The following is a 15,331-nucleotide window of genomic DNA, read 5'->3' on the forward strand; positions in this document are numbered from 1 at the left end:
GGGTGGGTTCCCCTGTAGGAGCGTAGGAAGGTCCGCACCGGCCGCATCCCATAGAAATGCGAATACCGCCTCAGAACCGATTAGCGTCCGGTCATACCCAGCAGCTCATTCGCGCGCACGCGAGCCCAACGCTCCGCGTTCAGCACCGCATCCAGCGTCAAATCAGCGTCAGAGACAGCCTCGGCGCTGCCGGTGTGCTCCTCCAGCACGCGCGCCACCGAATCGACAATATCGGTAAAGCGAATCGCGCCCGCATGGAATGCAGCGACGGCTTCCTCATTGGCGGCGTTGAACACTGCCGGGTGGGTGCCGCCGACCTTACCGGCGTCCTTGATCATTCGCACGGCGGGGAATGCTTCCTCGTCCAGCGGCTCAAAAGTCCAGGATGCAGCCTTCGACCAGTCACAAGCAGGCACAGCACCGGGGATGCGGTACGGCCAGGTCAGACCCAGCGCGATGGGCAGAACCATGCTCGGCGGGGACGCCTGCGCAATGGTCGAGCCGTCCACGAACTGCACCATGGAGTGCACGACGGACTGCGGGTGAACCGCCACGTCAATACGGTCCAGGTCCACGCCGAACAGGTGGTGCGCCTCGAGCACTTCGAGTGCCTTGTTGACCATGGTTGCGGAGTTGGTGGTGACGACCAGGCCCATGTCCCAGGTGGGGTGTGCGAGCGCCTGCGCGGGGGTCACGTCGTGTAGCTGTTCGCGCTTGTAGCCGCGGAACGGGCCGCCCGATGCGGTGAGGATGAGTCGGTCGATTTCTGTGTCGGTTCCGGAGGCGAGCGCCTGCGCGAGGGCGGAGTGTTCGGAGTCGACGGGCACCATGGGGGTGTTCAGGGGGGATGCGTCGACGGCGGCGCGTACGAGCGGGCCGCCTGCGATGAGGGATTCCTTGTTTGCCAGTGCCACGCGGTAGCTGCTGTTGAGGGCGGTGAGGGTCGGTTCCAGGCCGATGGAGCCGGTGATGCCGTTGAGGACGGTGTCTGCCGGGTGTGCTGCGGCCTGTACGGATGCTTCGGCGCCGTGGGCGATTTGCGGGGTGTAGCCGGTGGCGCCTGCTTCGGAGGCTACCGCCTCGATGAGTTCACGTAGGCGCTGCGCGTCTTCTGCGGTGCCGCTGGTGGCGACCAGTTCGGCGCGCACGTGCACTGCCTGGCGTGCGAGCAGTTCGAGGGATCGGGAGCCTGCGGAGAGGGCGACGACCTTCAGCGGTGCGTCGGCGGCGGAGGCGCTGGTGCCTTTGAGCGCGGCGAGGTGGTCGATGACTTCCATGGCTTGGGTGCCGATGGAGCCGGTTGAGCCGAGGAGGGTGACGCGCTGCGGTGCGCGGGTGAGTTCTGTGAGGGCGTCGGTGAGGCGGTCGCGGCTGCCGCCGACGCGTGCTGAGGATCCAAACTTCATGGTTCTAGTGTCTCATGAGCTCGCGGGTGGATTCGGGTACTGGCGCCGCCTCTCATCTTAGAAAGCCTCAGCATAGATAAACCCCAGAATAGATGAGCCCCAGCTTAGAAGACCCCAGAGCAGAAGAATCCCCCACCCTGTCATACGGGGCGGGGGATTCAACACTTCACGTTTTAGAGCAGATCCTGCAGCAGCTCAATGCAGCGGTCTAGGAAAGCGTCCACCTGGGATTCCTCGTAGCTGACGGTGCCCGAGGCGGGACGGAACTTTGCGTGGCGCACCACGGAGGGGTCCAGCGGCTCTTCGCTGTTGAGCTGGGCGTACACGCGGTCGCAGATGGCGTCCACGTCGCCGACGAAATAGCCCATGTGGCGGCGCTTGCTGGGGCGGCGGAAACGCTCACCGGCGGGGCGTTCCAGGCGGCCAGCGAGCAGTTCGCCGGTCTCTACGAGGGAGCGTTCCCAGTTGTCCAGGCCGTACGCCTCAATGTAGCGGCTGCGTTCGAGCTTGGCGAAGCGTTCCTCAATCTTTTCGAGGGCTCGGTCGACCACATCCAGCTGGTAGCCGCCGGGTTCTTCGCGGAAGACGACCTGGCGGATTCGTCGGGAGGTGTAGAGGTCTTCGGGCAGTTCGGCGGCTCCGCTGAGCTTCTCGTAGTCCTCGGCGAGGCGGGTGAACAGGCGGTCTACTTCACTGCGCTTGTAGCCGGGTTCGGTTTCTGCTGCACGGGCAAATCCGCCTCCGTGGGTGGTGCTTGCCAAGGTGGGCTCCTCTCGACGATTGAACTTTAAGAATACCAATGCGCAGGCTACCTGGTGCAAGGTGGGCGGGCGGCGTCTTAGATATAGCCTTTTACGCCTCTATTCACCGGGTACAGCGAAAGCGGGCACGGCAAAGGCGGGGCGCCCCTCCCCCACTCGTGGGAAGAAACGCCCCGCCTCCATAAGCGATAAAAGCTTCAGGCTTTAGAGCGGCATAATAAACCGGAAAATCAGGCAGCCAGCCGCCGCAGCGAAAAGGATTGAGTCCAGGCGATCCATCATGCCGCCGTGACCGGGCAGGATATTCGACATGTCCTTCACACCCATACGGCGCTTGAACACGGACTCCACCAGGTCACCGGCAGTCGAAGCGACCACCATGACCGCCGCCAGCGGAATAGCCCAATACCAGGGCGAACCCATGACCGCCAAGGCGATAGCGCCAACAACCGCCGAGCCGACGAAGGAACCAGCCAGGCCCTCCCAGCTTTTCTTCGGGGAGATCTTCGGCGCCATCGGGTGCTTACCCCAATTCACACCGGCAATAAAGCCGAACGTGTCATTGCAGATGGCCATCAGCAGAATCATGAGGATGCCGCGCTCGCCGTGGTCCGTCTGGAAGTAGACCATGGCAATGCCCAGCATCAGCGGCACCCACAGCAGAGCCAGGGCGCTACCGCTCAAAGACTTACCCAGTGAGACCTGACGGTCAGCACGCACGAGAGCAGAAGAAAGCAGCAGCGCCAGCAGGCTCACCGCCAGGGCGATGCCCAGCCCGGTAAAACCGAACAGGAAAGACACCACCACAATTGCGCCAGACAGGGCACCCAGCAGGTATTCCGGGATGCCGTAGCCGCGGCGGGTGTTGAGCACGTGCCCAATCTCCCAGGCGCCCAGGCCAGCCGCGGCAGCTGCAAGCGCCACAAAAACCGGCTGGTAAATGAGGCCCAGCACCAATAGCACGCCGAAACCGACGCCCACACTAATAGCGGCGGGCAGGTTACGGCCAGCTTTGGCGCTGCGCGACTTCACCGGCGTTGCAGCGGTCTGCGGGCTCGGCTGTGGAGCAGGCGGCGCGCCTCTCTCTTCTTTCGCTTCTTTGCGTGTACTCATTAGGGTTTAGACCTCGAGCAGTTCAGCTTCCTTGTGCTTGTACAGTGCGTCGACCTGGTCGATGTGCTTCTTGGTCTGTGCGTCCAGTTCCTTCTCAGCACGTGCGCCTTCGTCTTCACCGATTTCGCTGTCCTTGACCAGCTTGTCAATAGCGGTCTTAGCGTGGCGGCGAACGTTACGGATGGAGATACGAGCCTCTTCAGCCTTGTGGTTGACGAGCTTGGTGTATTCCTTACGGCGCTCAGCGGTCATTTCGGGCATGACAACGCGGATAGCTGCACCGTCGTTGCTGGGGTTAACACCCAGGTCGGAGTCACGCAGAGCCTTCTCGATAGCTGCCAGTGCGGTCACGTCGAAGGGAACGATCTTGACGGTACGTGCGTCCTCAACGTTGAAGGACACCAGCTGCTGCAACGGGGTCGGTGCGCCGTAGTACTCGGCGGTCAGGCCGCTGAAGATTGCGGGGTTCACACGGCCGGTACGAACCTTAGCGAACTCAGTCTTGGTTGCTTCGATGGTCTTTTCCATCTTCTCGCCGGCTTCGGCAAGGATTTCTTCGATCACGAAAGGATCTCCTTTGTCGGAATTCTGGGGTACCAGAATTGTCGGTGGGCGTTCGCTCAGCCCTCATTATTCCCCGCCGGTTTGCGGCGCATCCGAGGCGAAAACCTTACGGATACTGCGAAGTCAGCGGGAAAGAGGCAGAACGTCGTATTTGATATAAGTCTAGACGGTACCGGCGGGCATAAGCGAGTTTTAGCGCTTACCCGCGCGGTACCGTCCAGAATAAGTCCGCGCTATCGAGCACGGTCACAGTGTGAGGGGGCGTTCCGTACGCCCCGCCCTAAAAATTTAGGGGTTAGCGAGTAACGAGGGTACCCATCTTCTCGCCCAGAATTGCACGGGTCACGTTACCCTCACCCTGCATGCCGAACACGCGCATGGTCACATTGTTGTCGCGGCACAGGGAGAACGCAGTCTGATCCAGCACGCGGATGTTGCGCTGCATTGCCTCATCGTAGGTGAGGTTGTACAGGCGCTCAGCGTTGGGGTCCTTGTTCGGGTCAGCAGTGTAGATGCCGTCCACGCCGTTCTTAGCCACCAGAACCTCATCTGCGTGGATTTCCAGGGCGCGCTGAGCAGCCACAGTGTCAGTGGAGAAGTAGGGCAGACCCGCACCAGCACCGAAGATCACGACGCGGTCCTTCTGCATGTGGCGGATTGCGCGGCGAGGAATGTAAGTCTCAGCAACCTGCGGCATGGTGATAGCGGACTGAACGCGGGTGTCAATACCCTCCTGCTCCAGGAAGTCCTGCAGAGCCAGGGAGTTCATTACGGTGCCGAGCATACCCATGTAGTCTGCACGGGAACGATCCATACCCGCCTGAGAGAGTTCAGCGCCACGGAAGAAGTTGCCGCCACCAATCACGATGGAGGTTTCAACCTGGCCGACGGTTGCGGCAATCTGCTTGGCGATGCTGCGCACGACCTCGGTCGAAATACCAACTTCACCGCCACCAAAAACCTCACCGGAAAGCTTGAGCAAAACGCGGCGACGGCCGGTCTCGTCATGGTGAATCGGGTGCGAAATAGCTTCGGGCATGGTTCCTCCAGTGGCTTACCTAGGGGTTGTTATAGGTGATCGGGGCGGACTTCCTGCCGCCTAGTCCTTATCAAGGATACAGCAAAGCCGGGTAGCCACCAGTGGTGACTACCCGGCTTCAGGCTATAATCCCAACCTCATACGACTTCCCTTACCGGGAACCCGCAATACGGGAGGGCAGAACTGCAGCGAGTCCTTATGCGCCCACGCGGAAACGTGCGAATGCGGTAGCGGTTGCGCCAGCCTCGGACAGAACCTGTGCGACAGACTTCTTGGAGTCCTTCGCGAAGTCCTGATCGAGCAGGGTGTTCTCCTTGAAGAAGCCCTTCAGGCGACCCTCAACGATCTTGTCCAGAATCTTCTCGGGCTTGCCCTCAGCGATTGCGGTCTCGCGAGCAACGCGCTTCTCGGTCTCGATCTGGTCTGCGGGGATGGACTCGGAGTCCAGGTACTTGGGGCTCATTGCAGCAATGTGGACTGCAACGTCGTGTGCGATCTCGTCGGTGTTCTCACCGGAGACAGCCAGCAGAACGCCAACCTGTGCGGGCAGGTCCTTGGAGGTCTTGTGCAGGTACACTGCAACGTGCTCACCCTCAACGCGTGCAATGCGGCGGACAACGATCTTCTCGCCCAGCAGTGCGCCAGCGTCGGTGGTCAGCTCCTCAACGGTCTTGCCCTCGTAGGATGCAGCCTGCAGCTCTTCCAGGGTGGAAGCGTCAGCAGCAATAGCAGCCTCGAGCACGTTCTGGCCGAAAGCGATGAAGGGGTCGGACTTTGCCACGAAGTCGGTCTCGGAGTTGACCTCAACCATGTAGCCAACGCCGTTCTCAACGCGTGCAGCCACCAGGCCCTCAGCGGTTGCGCGACCCTCGCGCTTGGTGATGCCCTTCAGACCCTTAACGCGGATGATCTCGGCAGCCTTCTGCTGGTCGCCGTTAGCCTCGTCCAGAGCCTTCTTGACGTCGAGCATACCTGCGCCGGTCTTCTCGCGCAGTGCCTTGATGTCTGCTGCGGTGTAGTTCGCCATTGTGAACTCCTTGTGTTGCTGTAATAATCGGGAAATTTCCCGGTGGTACTATGGCGGACGGCGCCGCGCCCAGGTCAGGGCGGGCGCCGTCCGAACGTGGTCCCCGCGGGCGGGGGGCCACAAAGCATAAAGCTTAGTGGGCTAAGAAAGCTTACTTAGCTGCCTCTTCAGCCTGTGCAGCCTCGTGCTGCTCCAGGAGCTCGCGCTCCCAAGCTGCCATGGGCTCCTCAGCTGCTTCAGCCTTGCCGTTCTTCTTAGCGTTGCGCTCGATCAGGCCGGCTGCCACTGCGTCAGCAATCACGCGGGTGAGCAGGTTGACGGAGCGGATAGCGTCGTCGTTACCGGGGATCGGGAAAGCAACCTCGTCGGGGTCGCAGTTGGTGTCGAGGATAGCAACAACGGGGATGCCCAGCTTCTGAGCCTCGTTAACTGCCAGGTGCTCCTTCTTGGTGTCAACAACCCACAGGAGGGAGGGAACCTTGGACAGGTTACGGATACCGCCGAGGGTCTTCTCGAGCTTCTCGAACTCGCGACGCATGAGGAGCAGTTCCTTCTTGGTGTAGCGAGAACCTGCTACATCGTCGAAGTCAATCTGCTCGAGTTCCTTCATGCGCTCGATGCTCTTGGAGATGGTGCTGAAGTTGGTCAGCATACCACCGAGCCAGCGGTGGTTCACGTAGGGCATGTTCACGCGGGTTGCCTGCTCAGCGATAACTTCCTGAGCCTGCTTCTTGGTACCCACGAACAGGATGTTGCCACCGTGTGCGACGGTCGACTTAACAGCCTCGTATGCCTTGTCGATGAAGGCGAGGGACTGCTGCAGGTCGATGATGTAGATGCCGTTGCGCTCGGTCAGGATGAAACGCTTCATCTTGGGGTTCCAACGGCGGGTCTGGTGACCGAAGTGAACGCCGGAGTCCAGCATTTCACGCATAGTTACGACGGGCATGTCGTCTCCTTTGTGGTGCCGCGCGGACCTCCCATTCGGGCTAGCCCAACGCGCGCATAGTAGTTATCAGTTTTTCCTGGCGGCGGTTAGCGTTCACGGTTACCCGTTCAGCTCAGGCCCTAACCACCCCGTATGGGTGGACCGAAGGTCCCTTATCGGCTCCCCATGTGAGGATGCCGCTCACGCCGCGCGTCGTCAGTGGTACTGTGCGGAATCCCTTGAAGAGGGAGAATACCCGCGCAGGCACACTGCAATACGACATTGTACCGTATATTCCGCGATTAATCCGCCGGGTTGGGGTTAAAACCTGCGCGGGCGGTGCGGGTGTGTGCAGGGGCACTGTGGATAAAGGATTTTAAGGCGCAAACAGCGGGGTTATCCACAATTTTTCGTGAGGCGCTGCGGGGCGGGGCGATTCGTGATGTGCTCAGAAGATGAAGCAGAACATGATGACATTAGCGATAACGCTACGGCGCGCGATGCTGATGGCGTGCTGCCTGCTGGGTGCACTTGTGAGCGCGGGCGGGCAGGGCTACACGGGTGGGCAGAGCTACGCGGGCAGTCAGGGTTATTTGGGCAGTCAGGGTTATTCGGGCTGGCTCAGTTTTACAGGCGGGGCAGGGTTTACTGACGGTGCCATCTCAAGTGCACAAGCTCCCAGCAGCGCACACGTTCCCCACACCGTTGAGCTCACCGCGAGCCGACTACGCTACCGCTCCCCCACCGCCGAATCCAGACCGCGGGTGATCCACCCCTTTGAGAAGCCCGCCCAACGCTGGAGCGCCGGGCACCGCGGCGTAGACCTTGCCGTACCCGAGAACGACCGGCACGTCTACGCACCGGCACCGGGAAAAGTGGTTTTCAGCGGCACGGTCGTCAACCGCAAAGTGTTGGTCATTGCGCATCCGGATGGGCGGCGCAGCACCTTCGAACCCATGGATGAAACGCTCCCGGTCGGCACCACCGTTACAGCCGGTGAGGTCATCGGCACCGTCGCAGGCGCGGCGGGCGGCAACAGCGAGCGCCCCTACCGGCGATGCTCCACCCCCTGCCTGTACTGGGGCGTACGACAGGGAGGCACCCGTGGGGACGGCAGCGGCAAGGACGCCGAGTACATCAACCCCATGAGCCTGCTGGGCTCGAAGGAGCCGAGCATTCTACTTCCCGTGCCGGGCGGATACTAGGGGCGGACACTCGCACTGGCAGTCATTGGGTACGGCTGTGGCCCGTCACCTCCCCAAAAGGAGGCAACGGGCCACAGGAGCCAGTCTAGGTTGTGCTCACTAGCGTAGGTGCTAGAGGCAGCTACTTACTGGAGGACGTCACCGTCATCAGCACCGAACTGGTTCGGCTGTACAGGCTGCTGAGCAGTCTGACCGGGCTGAACCTGCTGACCGGGCTGAGTAGGCTGAACCGGCTGTGCAGGCTGTACGGTCTGCGCGGCCTGTGCATCGTACGCGGGCATTGCCTTGGTCGGTTCATTCTCACCATAGTTCAGGCCGTGCTGCGGGGTGAACACCTGAGTCGGCGAATCATCACCGGCGGTGTAGGCGGTGTTCTGTGCCGGGTAACCGGGCTGAGCAGCATAACCGTTCTGTACCGGGTAGCCGTTCTGTGCCGCGTATCCGCCCTGTGCCGGGTAGCCATTCTGTACGTCAGCCTGGGTTGCACCGTAACCGGTCGCAACACCCGCCGCAGCACCCAGTGCCGCAGCCGAAGCGGCACGACGTTCACGGCCCTTCGCACGAGCCGCCGCGATCTTCTTGCGGAAGACGAAGAGCAGAACCAGGATGAGCAGCAACAGACCCACGATGATTGCATCCACAATCACGTCAGTCATGCTCAGACCGGACACCGGAACAGTCAGACCGGAGGTGGTGCTGACACCGCGGTCAGTCTTGACGCTCAGCTCGCCACCGTTGACGGTGAGCTGCACGTGCTGAGAGTTCTTCGCGAGGCTGTTCGCAGCATCAACCTTCTGCTGATCCAGCGAGGAGAAGGTCGGAGCCTTGAAAGTGAACTCGAAGGGAGCCGAGTAGTAGTTACCCAGCTTCGAAGAGAGCTTGATTTCAGGGGTCACCGTGTAGTCGGAGCCGAAGGGGTGGTAGCCACCGGGGCGGGTAACGGTCACCTTCGAATCGGGCAGGTATTCGTTCAGACGCTGGTTGAACTCGTTCTGATCCTTACCGCGAACCTTCACGCTCACAATGGTGGAGTCGCCGTCCTGACGGACCTCAGTCTCGTCATTGCTGCCGCCTGCGAAAACGTCCTTGAGCTTCTGCTCAGCACCCGCAACATCCTCGGTCGGGAATGCGTAGAGGAAACGCGCTTCCATGGAACCGTCCAGACCCAGGGAGGTAGCGACCTTCATGCTCTTCATCTCAATCTGACGTGAAGAAACACGGTCAACCGCGATGAGAGTACTGCTACCGCCCGAACGGGAGGAGCTAGCGCGACCCTCGGGGTCAACCATGTAGGACTTATCGTTGCTGTCCACGATGGTCAGGGTCAGGCCATCACCGTTCGGGGAGCACAGCAGAGAGCAGTCCAGCAGACCCGAAATCTTCTTCTGAACGGTGAAGTTATTATCCTTCGCCACTACCTCACGGCTGGCGGAGAAATCGGTGCTGCTTGCGCCAAACAGCTTCTTGAGACCACTGCCCAGGTCCTCAATCGAAGAAGCGCTAAAGGTCAGGGTACGACCCACTTCTTCCTTCGCACTGGCGGTCGATGCGGAAGGAGCGTATGCCTTCGCCTGCGAGGACTCCAGGCCCTTCTTCAGCTCGGAGCCCTCAGGCTTGACCTGGTTCAGGTAGGCGTCGACCGCAGAAGCGGTCTCGGTGTTCATGATTTCCTTCGCGACGAAGGAAACCATCACGGAGTAACCGCCGTCCTTCTCCTTTACGTCAAGAATGACGTTACGGAAACCGCGGTCCTGAACATCCTTTGCGGAAATCTTAGAACCACCGGAGTTCTTCACTTCCTTCTCGCCAAACTTCACAGTGGTTTCATCGCTGCTGCTGAGAACGCTGTTCTTATTGGAAGCAGACACAACACCGTCCACTACCAGAGCTTCAGGAAGCCAGCCCAGCAGATCGCCCGAGCTGAAGTTTTCCTTCACCTGAATACCCTGCACCAGACCCTGGTCAGAGTTGACGATGCTAATCTGCGGCTTGATGTCGGAGCCCGAAGCCTTCAGCAGAGAGGTCACCTTGGAGTGGTACTCGTCCACGGAGGAGAAGGATACCTTGAAAGTCGCACGAGCCTTGTCACCCTCAGACTGAATACCTTCGTATTCCAGGCCCTCGGGCAGGTGCTTACGTACGGACGCATCCAGCGCCTGGGTTCCACCCTTAACCTTGTCCTGGTTATCCTTCATGTTGAAGGAAACCAGAATGGTGCGGGTACCCTTCTCAGCGCTCTCAAGGCCCAGCTGAGTCTCAATCTTTGCGCTGCAGGCGCTCAGAACCAGGGCGGCAATGGTCAACAGAACCGCCAGGAACATCCAGCGCTGACGAGTCGGCGCGCTCGGGGTGTGAGTCATCGCGTGCATACTAGGCTCCCATCAGGCGAATCGCCACGTAATAGACGACCATGGACGCCAGAACCCATGCGGTGCTCAGCGCCGCGTGCATGATAATCGGGGACTTCGCGAAGCGGCCCAGACGGTTCAGACCCAGATAGGTGAGAGCCTCACCCGAGAACACGGCGAAAGCAAGCACCAGGACTATGAGCATGGTCAGGAAGAACGCACCACCACCGCTACGGGTGAGGGTCAGGAAGAAGATGAGCAGGTTCAGCACCAGGAACGAAGGAATCAGCGCCAAAGAAGACACCGACACCGCGTGCATACTCGCGGTGAAGGAGGTCGGCGCCTTACCGATACGCGCGGTCAGCTGCAGCTGCACACCGCGCAGAACCTGCACACCGAAGATTGCAAGAGCCATCAGCACGTACGCCAGAATCATGCGTCCGGTCGGTACAGCCTGTGCTGCGTAGGCACCACCGTAAGCGGCACCGCCTCGACCGCCGAACATGTAGCCCACCATGGACATCGCGATAACGGCAGCCAGGATAATCAGCTGGCTGAAGAAGAAGGCACCCACCAGCGCCTGCAGAGTCGTGGGAACAATCCAACCCCACGCACCGGCGGCAGAGATGCGGGCGTGCGCGGTCGCCGGGTTGCTGGAGAAAACGTCCAGGAACGCGTTCCAGGTAGCGCCCAGTGCCTTCACCGCCGGATGCGGTGCGCTCGGCGCATAGGTTGCCTGGCCGGGCTGACCGGGCTGCGCGGCCCCAGGCTGAGCAGTACCGGGCTGGGGTGCGGCGGCAGGCTGACCGGGCTGTGCGGGGGCTGCCTGAGCCTCAGCATTCGGCTGTGCATGAGCGCTCGCAGGAGTGGGCTGGGGTGCCTGCTGAGGCTGGACGGGCTGCTGCGGTGCTACCGGCGCGGCAGGCTGAGCAGCATTACCCTGCTGGCTTGGTTGCACAGGCTGGCTCGGCTGAGCAACCTGAGCTGCATTACCCGGCTGAGCAGCCTGACCCGGAAGCGAAGCATCCTGCGCGGGGTGTGCGCCGGCGTCGTAGCCGTAGCCGTAGCCGCCGGCTGCACCCTGCGACGGGTTGTTGGGAGTGTTCTCCGACATTGAGATCCTCTCGTATGGTGTGTGGATGCAACACCTACCGGCTGAATCGGCATCTACCGGCGGCATCACACTGTCTTTCGTGACAAGACTCTTCAACCCTACCGTATTGAACGCTATGGTGCGTCTTCGTTCGTCATTTACTCATTTTCATCACCGTTGATGCATTCCATGAACAAAAATAGGCACCCTGAGTGCACGACAAAAGAGCACGAAAAGAGGGCACGAAAAAGCCCCGCCCGCCGACAAGTGGGTGAAGTCGACGGGCGGGGCCGTAGGGAGTGCGGGGCTCGAACCCGCGACCAAGGGATTATGAGTCCCCTGCTCTAACCGGCTGAGCTAACTCCCCATCCGGTGCAGTGACGGCACGCTATGGGTGCCAGCACCATCCTCTAGAGTACCTGAACGGCGGCTGAGAACGAAAAACACTCTACTCCTACTCAACGCTCAGAATCTAGAGAAGCTTAGCGGCGCGAATCCAGGTAGCGCTGGTACGGAGCGTCACTCACGTACAGCTCCTCGAAGGTGCGCCAGGTGTTCTCAGCACTGTGGAAGCCCACGATACGGCGGGACTCGCGGCCCATCTGCTCGCGCTCAGCAGCGGGCAGGGAGAGCACCGCCTCCAGCTTCTTCGCCAAATCCTGAGCGTTATTGGGTTCGAAGAGGTAGCCGTTCACGCCATCCTCCACCAGGTGCGGCAGAGCCAGCGCGTTCGCAAGCACCACGGGGGTGGAGGCGCTCATCGCCTCCAGGGAAACCAGGGACTGCAGTTCGGCGGTACCGGGCTGGCAGAACACATCAGCCATCTGGTACACCTCGGGCAGATGCTCCTCCGGAACGAAGCCGCGGAAAATCACGCGGTCGGACACGCCGCAATCGTGCGCCTTCTGTTCGAGAGCTTCACGCAGCTCGCCGCCACCGGCGATATCCAGCACCACGTGCTCGAGAGTATCCGGCAGCAGGGAGAGCGCCTCGATGAGCACGTCCACGTTCTTCTCTTCAGCCAGGCGGCCCACGAAGGCGATACGCAGCTCACCGGGAACCTTGCCGGCGTCAGCACCCTCAGCCAGCTCGTAGTCGCTGATCTCAATACCGTTAGAAACGGGCATGACGGGGCGATCAAAATGGCCCAGGTCGCGCATCGCATCCGCACCAATCTGGGTGGGGGTGGTGACGACCGCAGTCTTGGAGAAGCAGAAACGCATGTCCTTCCAGGTGATCTTCTCAATCACACGCTTCACTGCGGAGGGGAAGGGCAGGAACGGGTCAAGGTTCGCCGGCATGAAGTGGTTCGTGGAGATGACGCGGATACCGCGGCGCTTCGCCTGGAAGATGAGGGCGCGACCAATAATGTAGTGGCACTGCACGTGCACCACATCCGGGCGGACCTCGTCGAGGATTGCGCCGACCTCGGACCAGATCTCCCAAGGCAGGCAGATGCGGTTCGTCTCATGGGTCGGGGGCAGGTGCGAGCGCAGGCGGTGCTCCACGATGCCGCCTTCTACTTCGGTGCGGTAGCTGGGGCCGGGGATGGGGCTGGCTGCGACTACGTGTACGGAGTGGCCGCGCTTGAGCATGGAGGTGGCGAGGCGGTGACCGAATTGTGCCGCACCGTTGATGTCCGGCGGGTAGGTTTCTGCGCCAATCAGAATCGTCTTTGCCTGTTCCATGACGGGGCTCCTCATCGGGGTGTAGTGTGTCGGTGACTTTGGGGTTTCGGGTGCGACGGTGCGCCGCTTCTACCTCTGCCTGCCGCGTGAACCGGGTGGGTCCAGTACGTACAGCACTTGTCTATTCTACCTGTGAGCTGCGTCCTTCTCCGACTTGTGGCCGGGGCCTTTGGCTGGGAGTTGCCTCTAAACCTCCCGTTGAAACAGAAGCCAGCAGCCTGCCTGTAGACGCACAAACGCCCCGATACGAGTATCGGGGCGTTTGGACGCCGACGTTAAACCTGTGCCGGTTTGAGCGGCGACTGGGTTTATGGTGTACCGGGTTTAGCGGCGTACCAGGCGGTTCAGGAAGTGCAGGACGGTTGCAATGGATGCGCCCAGTGCTGCGAAGGACTTCCAGCGTGCCTGCAGAACCTCGGGCTTGCGCACGTTCTCTGCCAGGCCGCGGCCGGTAGCTGCTGCACCTGCAGCAACCTCGGAGGGCACTGCCTTGAGAGCGTCCAGAGCCTGCTGGGTGTTGTTCTGAACGTCGCCGGTGTAGGACTGCAGGTCGTCGCGCAGGGCTGCCAGGTGCTGGCGGCGTTCTGCGGTGCGCTGCTTGAGCTCTTCGAAGGTCGGCGGCTTGGGCTCTTCCTCGCCGCGTGCCTTGCGCTCTTCAGCTTCCTGACGTGCGCGTTCTGCTGCTTCTTCAGCTTCCTTAGCCTTCTGCTCTGCACGCTCTGCCTGTTCCTTCTTCAGGCGCTCAGCGGACATGGCGGTACCTTCCTTGAGTACGCCGAGGTCGAAGAGCAGACCGAAGATTGCGGATTCGGGCTTGAACGGCAGCTGTGCCTTAACCTTCTTCAGACCGACCAGGGCGCAGATTGCCAGGACGATGAGGAAGATCAGGGCAAAGATCAGCGCGGATGCCCAGTAGGGCATGACGGTGCCGAGGCCGAGGATTGCTGCGGCGACCAGCGCAATGATCAGGAACAGACCGAAGACTGCTGCGACACCGAAGAAGGCTGCGCCCTTACCAACGGCGATGCCCTTGGTCTTCAGCTCGTGCTTTGCAATCTGGATTTCGTCCTTGACCTGGCTGGGTCCGAGGGTCTTGAAGGTTTTGCCAGCGTCGATGATGTTCGCGACGCCGGACTTAATCCCGCTGATGCCAGCAAAGAAACGCTTGGGTGCCTTGGGATTAGTAGTAGTGGTCATGACCACCTCTCCGTGACGTGTTTTTGGAGGCTTCTTTTTCGCACTCCACCTCCTATAGTTTAGCCCCTTATGGTGCACCCGCGTGACCGTTTGAACGGGGGTTTACGCTATCTCTTCAGGTATTTTCGACTTTCTGACCTCTGTATTGAGCTGCGGGCGTAGCATTCTGGGCTTGGTTGCGCCTGTGGATTTGCTCTGGAGTAGGCGTAAGAGGATGCCGATGCGCCGCTCCCCCGCTACGCGCCGAGTGGGCGTGTGGTTGATGTGGGTGGGGAACTTTCCTGTGCGTTAGACTTCACATTTTTGCAGGGTACATTTTTACAGGGTGAAGTATCTTTGCCTCGCCGGGGGCGTAAGCCCGAGGAGTTACTCATTCACGACTTGGAGAGAACGTTCCGACTGGACTCGATACAGCGGGGTGACGGTTTTTCCGAGCGCGCGAGGAAGTAAAAACCGTTATCCCGCCGAGGGCGTAAGCCCGAGGGGTTGCTGGTTCACGACTTGGGGAGAACGTTCCGACTGGACTCGAACTAGCGAGGCGAAGATTTTCCGAGCGCGCGAGGAAGTAAAAACCGTTAACCCCGCCGAGGGCGTAAGCCCGAGGGCCCGAAGGGAGCGCCCCAGCGCTCACGAAGGGTGGAGTGGTTACTGGTTCGAGCCAGAGTAACGTATATAGCAAGAACCCCGGAACTTCGTTCCGGGGTTCTTGCTATATCTGCTCCCCCGACTGGACTCGAACCAGTAACCCTTCGATTAACAGTCGAATGCTCTGCCAATTGAGCTACGGGGGATTATTTTGTTTTTGTTGTTTGGTTTCCCTTGCAACGAGTAATAACTATACCGGGGCTGTTTGGGCTCCGCAACTCGAAATAGCGTGAAGTGTATCACTCTTTAGATTGGGAGCTTGGGCTCCGGTTAACCCGCGCTACTCCCCCCCCCCCCCCCCCCCCCCCCCCCCCCCC

Annotated in this window: 12 protein-coding genes and 2 tRNA genes; 1 reads left to right on the top strand and 13 read right to left on the bottom strand. The window is 60.7% G+C overall.

The annotated features are described in order from the left end of the window. Positions 1 to 80: 80 nt before the first annotated feature. The 7 genes from dxr to rpsB all read right to left on the bottom strand — a co-directional run bounded on the left by dxr (position 81) and on the right by rpsB (position 6,859). Positions 81 to 1,406 (bottom strand): 1-deoxy-D-xylulose-5-phosphate reductoisomerase, encoded by a 1,326-nt coding sequence (gene dxr / locus HMPREF2710_RS09055; RefSeq protein WP_070600712.1) that lies wholly within the window; start codon positions 1,404 to 1,406, stop codon positions 81 to 83. Positions 1,407 to 1,579: 173 nt separating this feature from the next. Beyond that, positions 1,580 to 2,167 (bottom strand): cell division protein DivIVA, encoded by a 588-nt coding sequence (locus tag HMPREF2710_RS09060; protein WP_012903944.1) that lies wholly within the window; start codon positions 2,165 to 2,167, stop codon positions 1,580 to 1,582. A 204-nt stretch (positions 2,168 to 2,371) separates the two neighbouring features. After that, the gene (locus HMPREF2710_RS09065) at positions 2,372 to 3,280 is read right to left on the bottom strand and encodes a phosphatidate cytidylyltransferase (protein ID WP_070507748.1); all 909 of its coding nucleotides are present in this window, start codon (positions 3,278 to 3,280) and stop codon (positions 2,372 to 2,374) included. A gap of 6 nt (positions 3,281 to 3,286) precedes the next feature. Further along, complete coding sequence (gene frr, locus HMPREF2710_RS09070; RefSeq protein WP_044150664.1) at positions 3,287 to 3,844, bottom strand: ribosome recycling factor; 558 nt, start codon at positions 3,842 to 3,844, stop codon at positions 3,287 to 3,289. Positions 3,845 to 4,139: 295 nt separating this feature from the next. Beyond that, entirely contained in the window at positions 4,140 to 4,883 is a 744-nt protein-coding gene (gene pyrH / locus HMPREF2710_RS09075) for a UMP kinase (protein ID WP_070542727.1), read from the bottom strand. 196 nt (positions 4,884 to 5,079) lie between these two features. Then, positions 5,080 to 5,910: a translation elongation factor Ts gene (gene tsf, locus HMPREF2710_RS09080; RefSeq protein WP_070600713.1), complete on the bottom strand. Its 831-nt coding sequence runs from the start codon at positions 5,908 to 5,910 to the stop codon at positions 5,080 to 5,082. A gap of 151 nt (positions 5,911 to 6,061) precedes the next feature. Beyond that, entirely contained in the window at positions 6,062 to 6,859 is a 798-nt protein-coding gene (rpsB, locus tag HMPREF2710_RS09085) for a 30S ribosomal protein S2 (RefSeq protein ID WP_005508818.1), read from the bottom strand. 743 nt (positions 6,860 to 7,602) lie between these two features. On the opposite strand from rpsB, the gene HMPREF2710_RS09090 reads away from it, so the two are divergent. Then, positions 7,603 to 8,043 (top strand): M23 family metallopeptidase, encoded by a 441-nt coding sequence (locus tag HMPREF2710_RS09090; protein WP_049353289.1) that lies wholly within the window; start codon positions 7,603 to 7,605, stop codon positions 8,041 to 8,043. 125 nt (positions 8,044 to 8,168) lie between these two features. Here the strand turns inward: HMPREF2710_RS09090 and HMPREF2710_RS09095 are convergent, their stop codons facing one another. The 6 genes from HMPREF2710_RS09095 to HMPREF2710_RS09120 form a co-directional block, all read right to left on the bottom strand. Next, complete coding sequence (locus HMPREF2710_RS09095; protein ID WP_049360575.1) at positions 8,169 to 10,412, bottom strand: flagellar motor protein; 2,244 nt, start codon at positions 10,410 to 10,412, stop codon at positions 8,169 to 8,171. 1 nt (position 10,413) lies between these two features. Continuing rightward, positions 10,414 to 11,505 carry a hypothetical protein gene (locus HMPREF2710_RS09100; protein WP_070600714.1) on the bottom strand — a complete coding sequence of 364 codons (1,092 nt, stop codon included), beginning with the start codon at positions 11,503 to 11,505 and terminating at the stop codon, positions 10,414 to 10,416. 272 nt (positions 11,506 to 11,777) lie between these two features. Beyond that, positions 11,778 to 11,851, bottom strand: a tRNA-Ile gene (locus tag HMPREF2710_RS09105). Between the two features lie 115 nt (positions 11,852 to 11,966). After that, positions 11,967 to 13,172, bottom strand: coding sequence for a glycosyltransferase (locus HMPREF2710_RS09110; protein ID WP_070600715.1), 1,206 nt, complete (start codon positions 13,170 to 13,172; stop codon positions 11,967 to 11,969). A 324-nt stretch (positions 13,173 to 13,496) separates the two neighbouring features. Continuing rightward, positions 13,497 to 14,369: a phage holin family protein gene (locus HMPREF2710_RS09115; RefSeq protein WP_049345705.1), complete on the bottom strand. Its 873-nt coding sequence runs from the start codon at positions 14,367 to 14,369 to the stop codon at positions 13,497 to 13,499. 718 nt (positions 14,370 to 15,087) lie between these two features. After that, a tRNA-Asn gene (locus tag HMPREF2710_RS09120) sits at positions 15,088 to 15,160 on the bottom strand. Positions 15,161 to 15,331: the final 171 nt, after the last annotated feature.

This window comes from Rothia sp. HMSC069D01 (assembly GCF_001810135.1).
GTDB lineage: Bacteria > Actinomycetota > Actinomycetes > Actinomycetales > Micrococcaceae > Rothia.

What these genes read in the sequence shown, in the direction of transcription:
- dxr (WP_070600712.1), bottom strand. Translation starts at nt 1,406, where the DNA reads ATGAAGTTTGGATCCTCAGCACGCGTCGGCGGCAGCCGCGACCGCCTC.
- HMPREF2710_RS09065 (WP_070507748.1), bottom strand. Translation starts at nt 3,280, where the DNA reads ATGAGTACACGCAAAGAAGCGAAAGAAGAGAGAGGCGCGCCGCCTGCT.
- pyrH (WP_070542727.1), bottom strand. Translation starts at nt 4,883, where the DNA reads ATGCCCGAAGCTATTTCGCACCCGATTCACCATGACGAGACCGGCCGT.
- tsf (WP_070600713.1), bottom strand. Translation starts at nt 5,910, where the DNA reads ATGGCGAACTACACCGCAGCAGACATCAAGGCACTGCGCGAGAAGACC.
- rpsB (WP_005508818.1), bottom strand. Translation starts at nt 6,859, where the DNA reads ATGCCCGTCGTAACTATGCGTGAAATGCTGGACTCCGGCGTTCACTTC.
- HMPREF2710_RS09095 (WP_049360575.1), bottom strand. Translation starts at nt 10,412, where the DNA reads ATGCACGCGATGACTCACACCCCGAGCGCGCCGACTCGTCAGCGCTGG.
- HMPREF2710_RS09100 (WP_070600714.1), bottom strand. Translation starts at nt 11,505, where the DNA reads ATGTCGGAGAACACTCCCAACAACCCGTCGCAGGGTGCAGCCGGCGGC.
- HMPREF2710_RS09110 (WP_070600715.1), bottom strand. Translation starts at nt 13,172, where the DNA reads ATGGAACAGGCAAAGACGATTCTGATTGGCGCAGAAACCTACCCGCCG.
- HMPREF2710_RS09115 (WP_049345705.1), bottom strand. Translation starts at nt 14,369, where the DNA reads ATGACCACTACTACTAATCCCAAGGCACCCAAGCGTTTCTTTGCTGGC.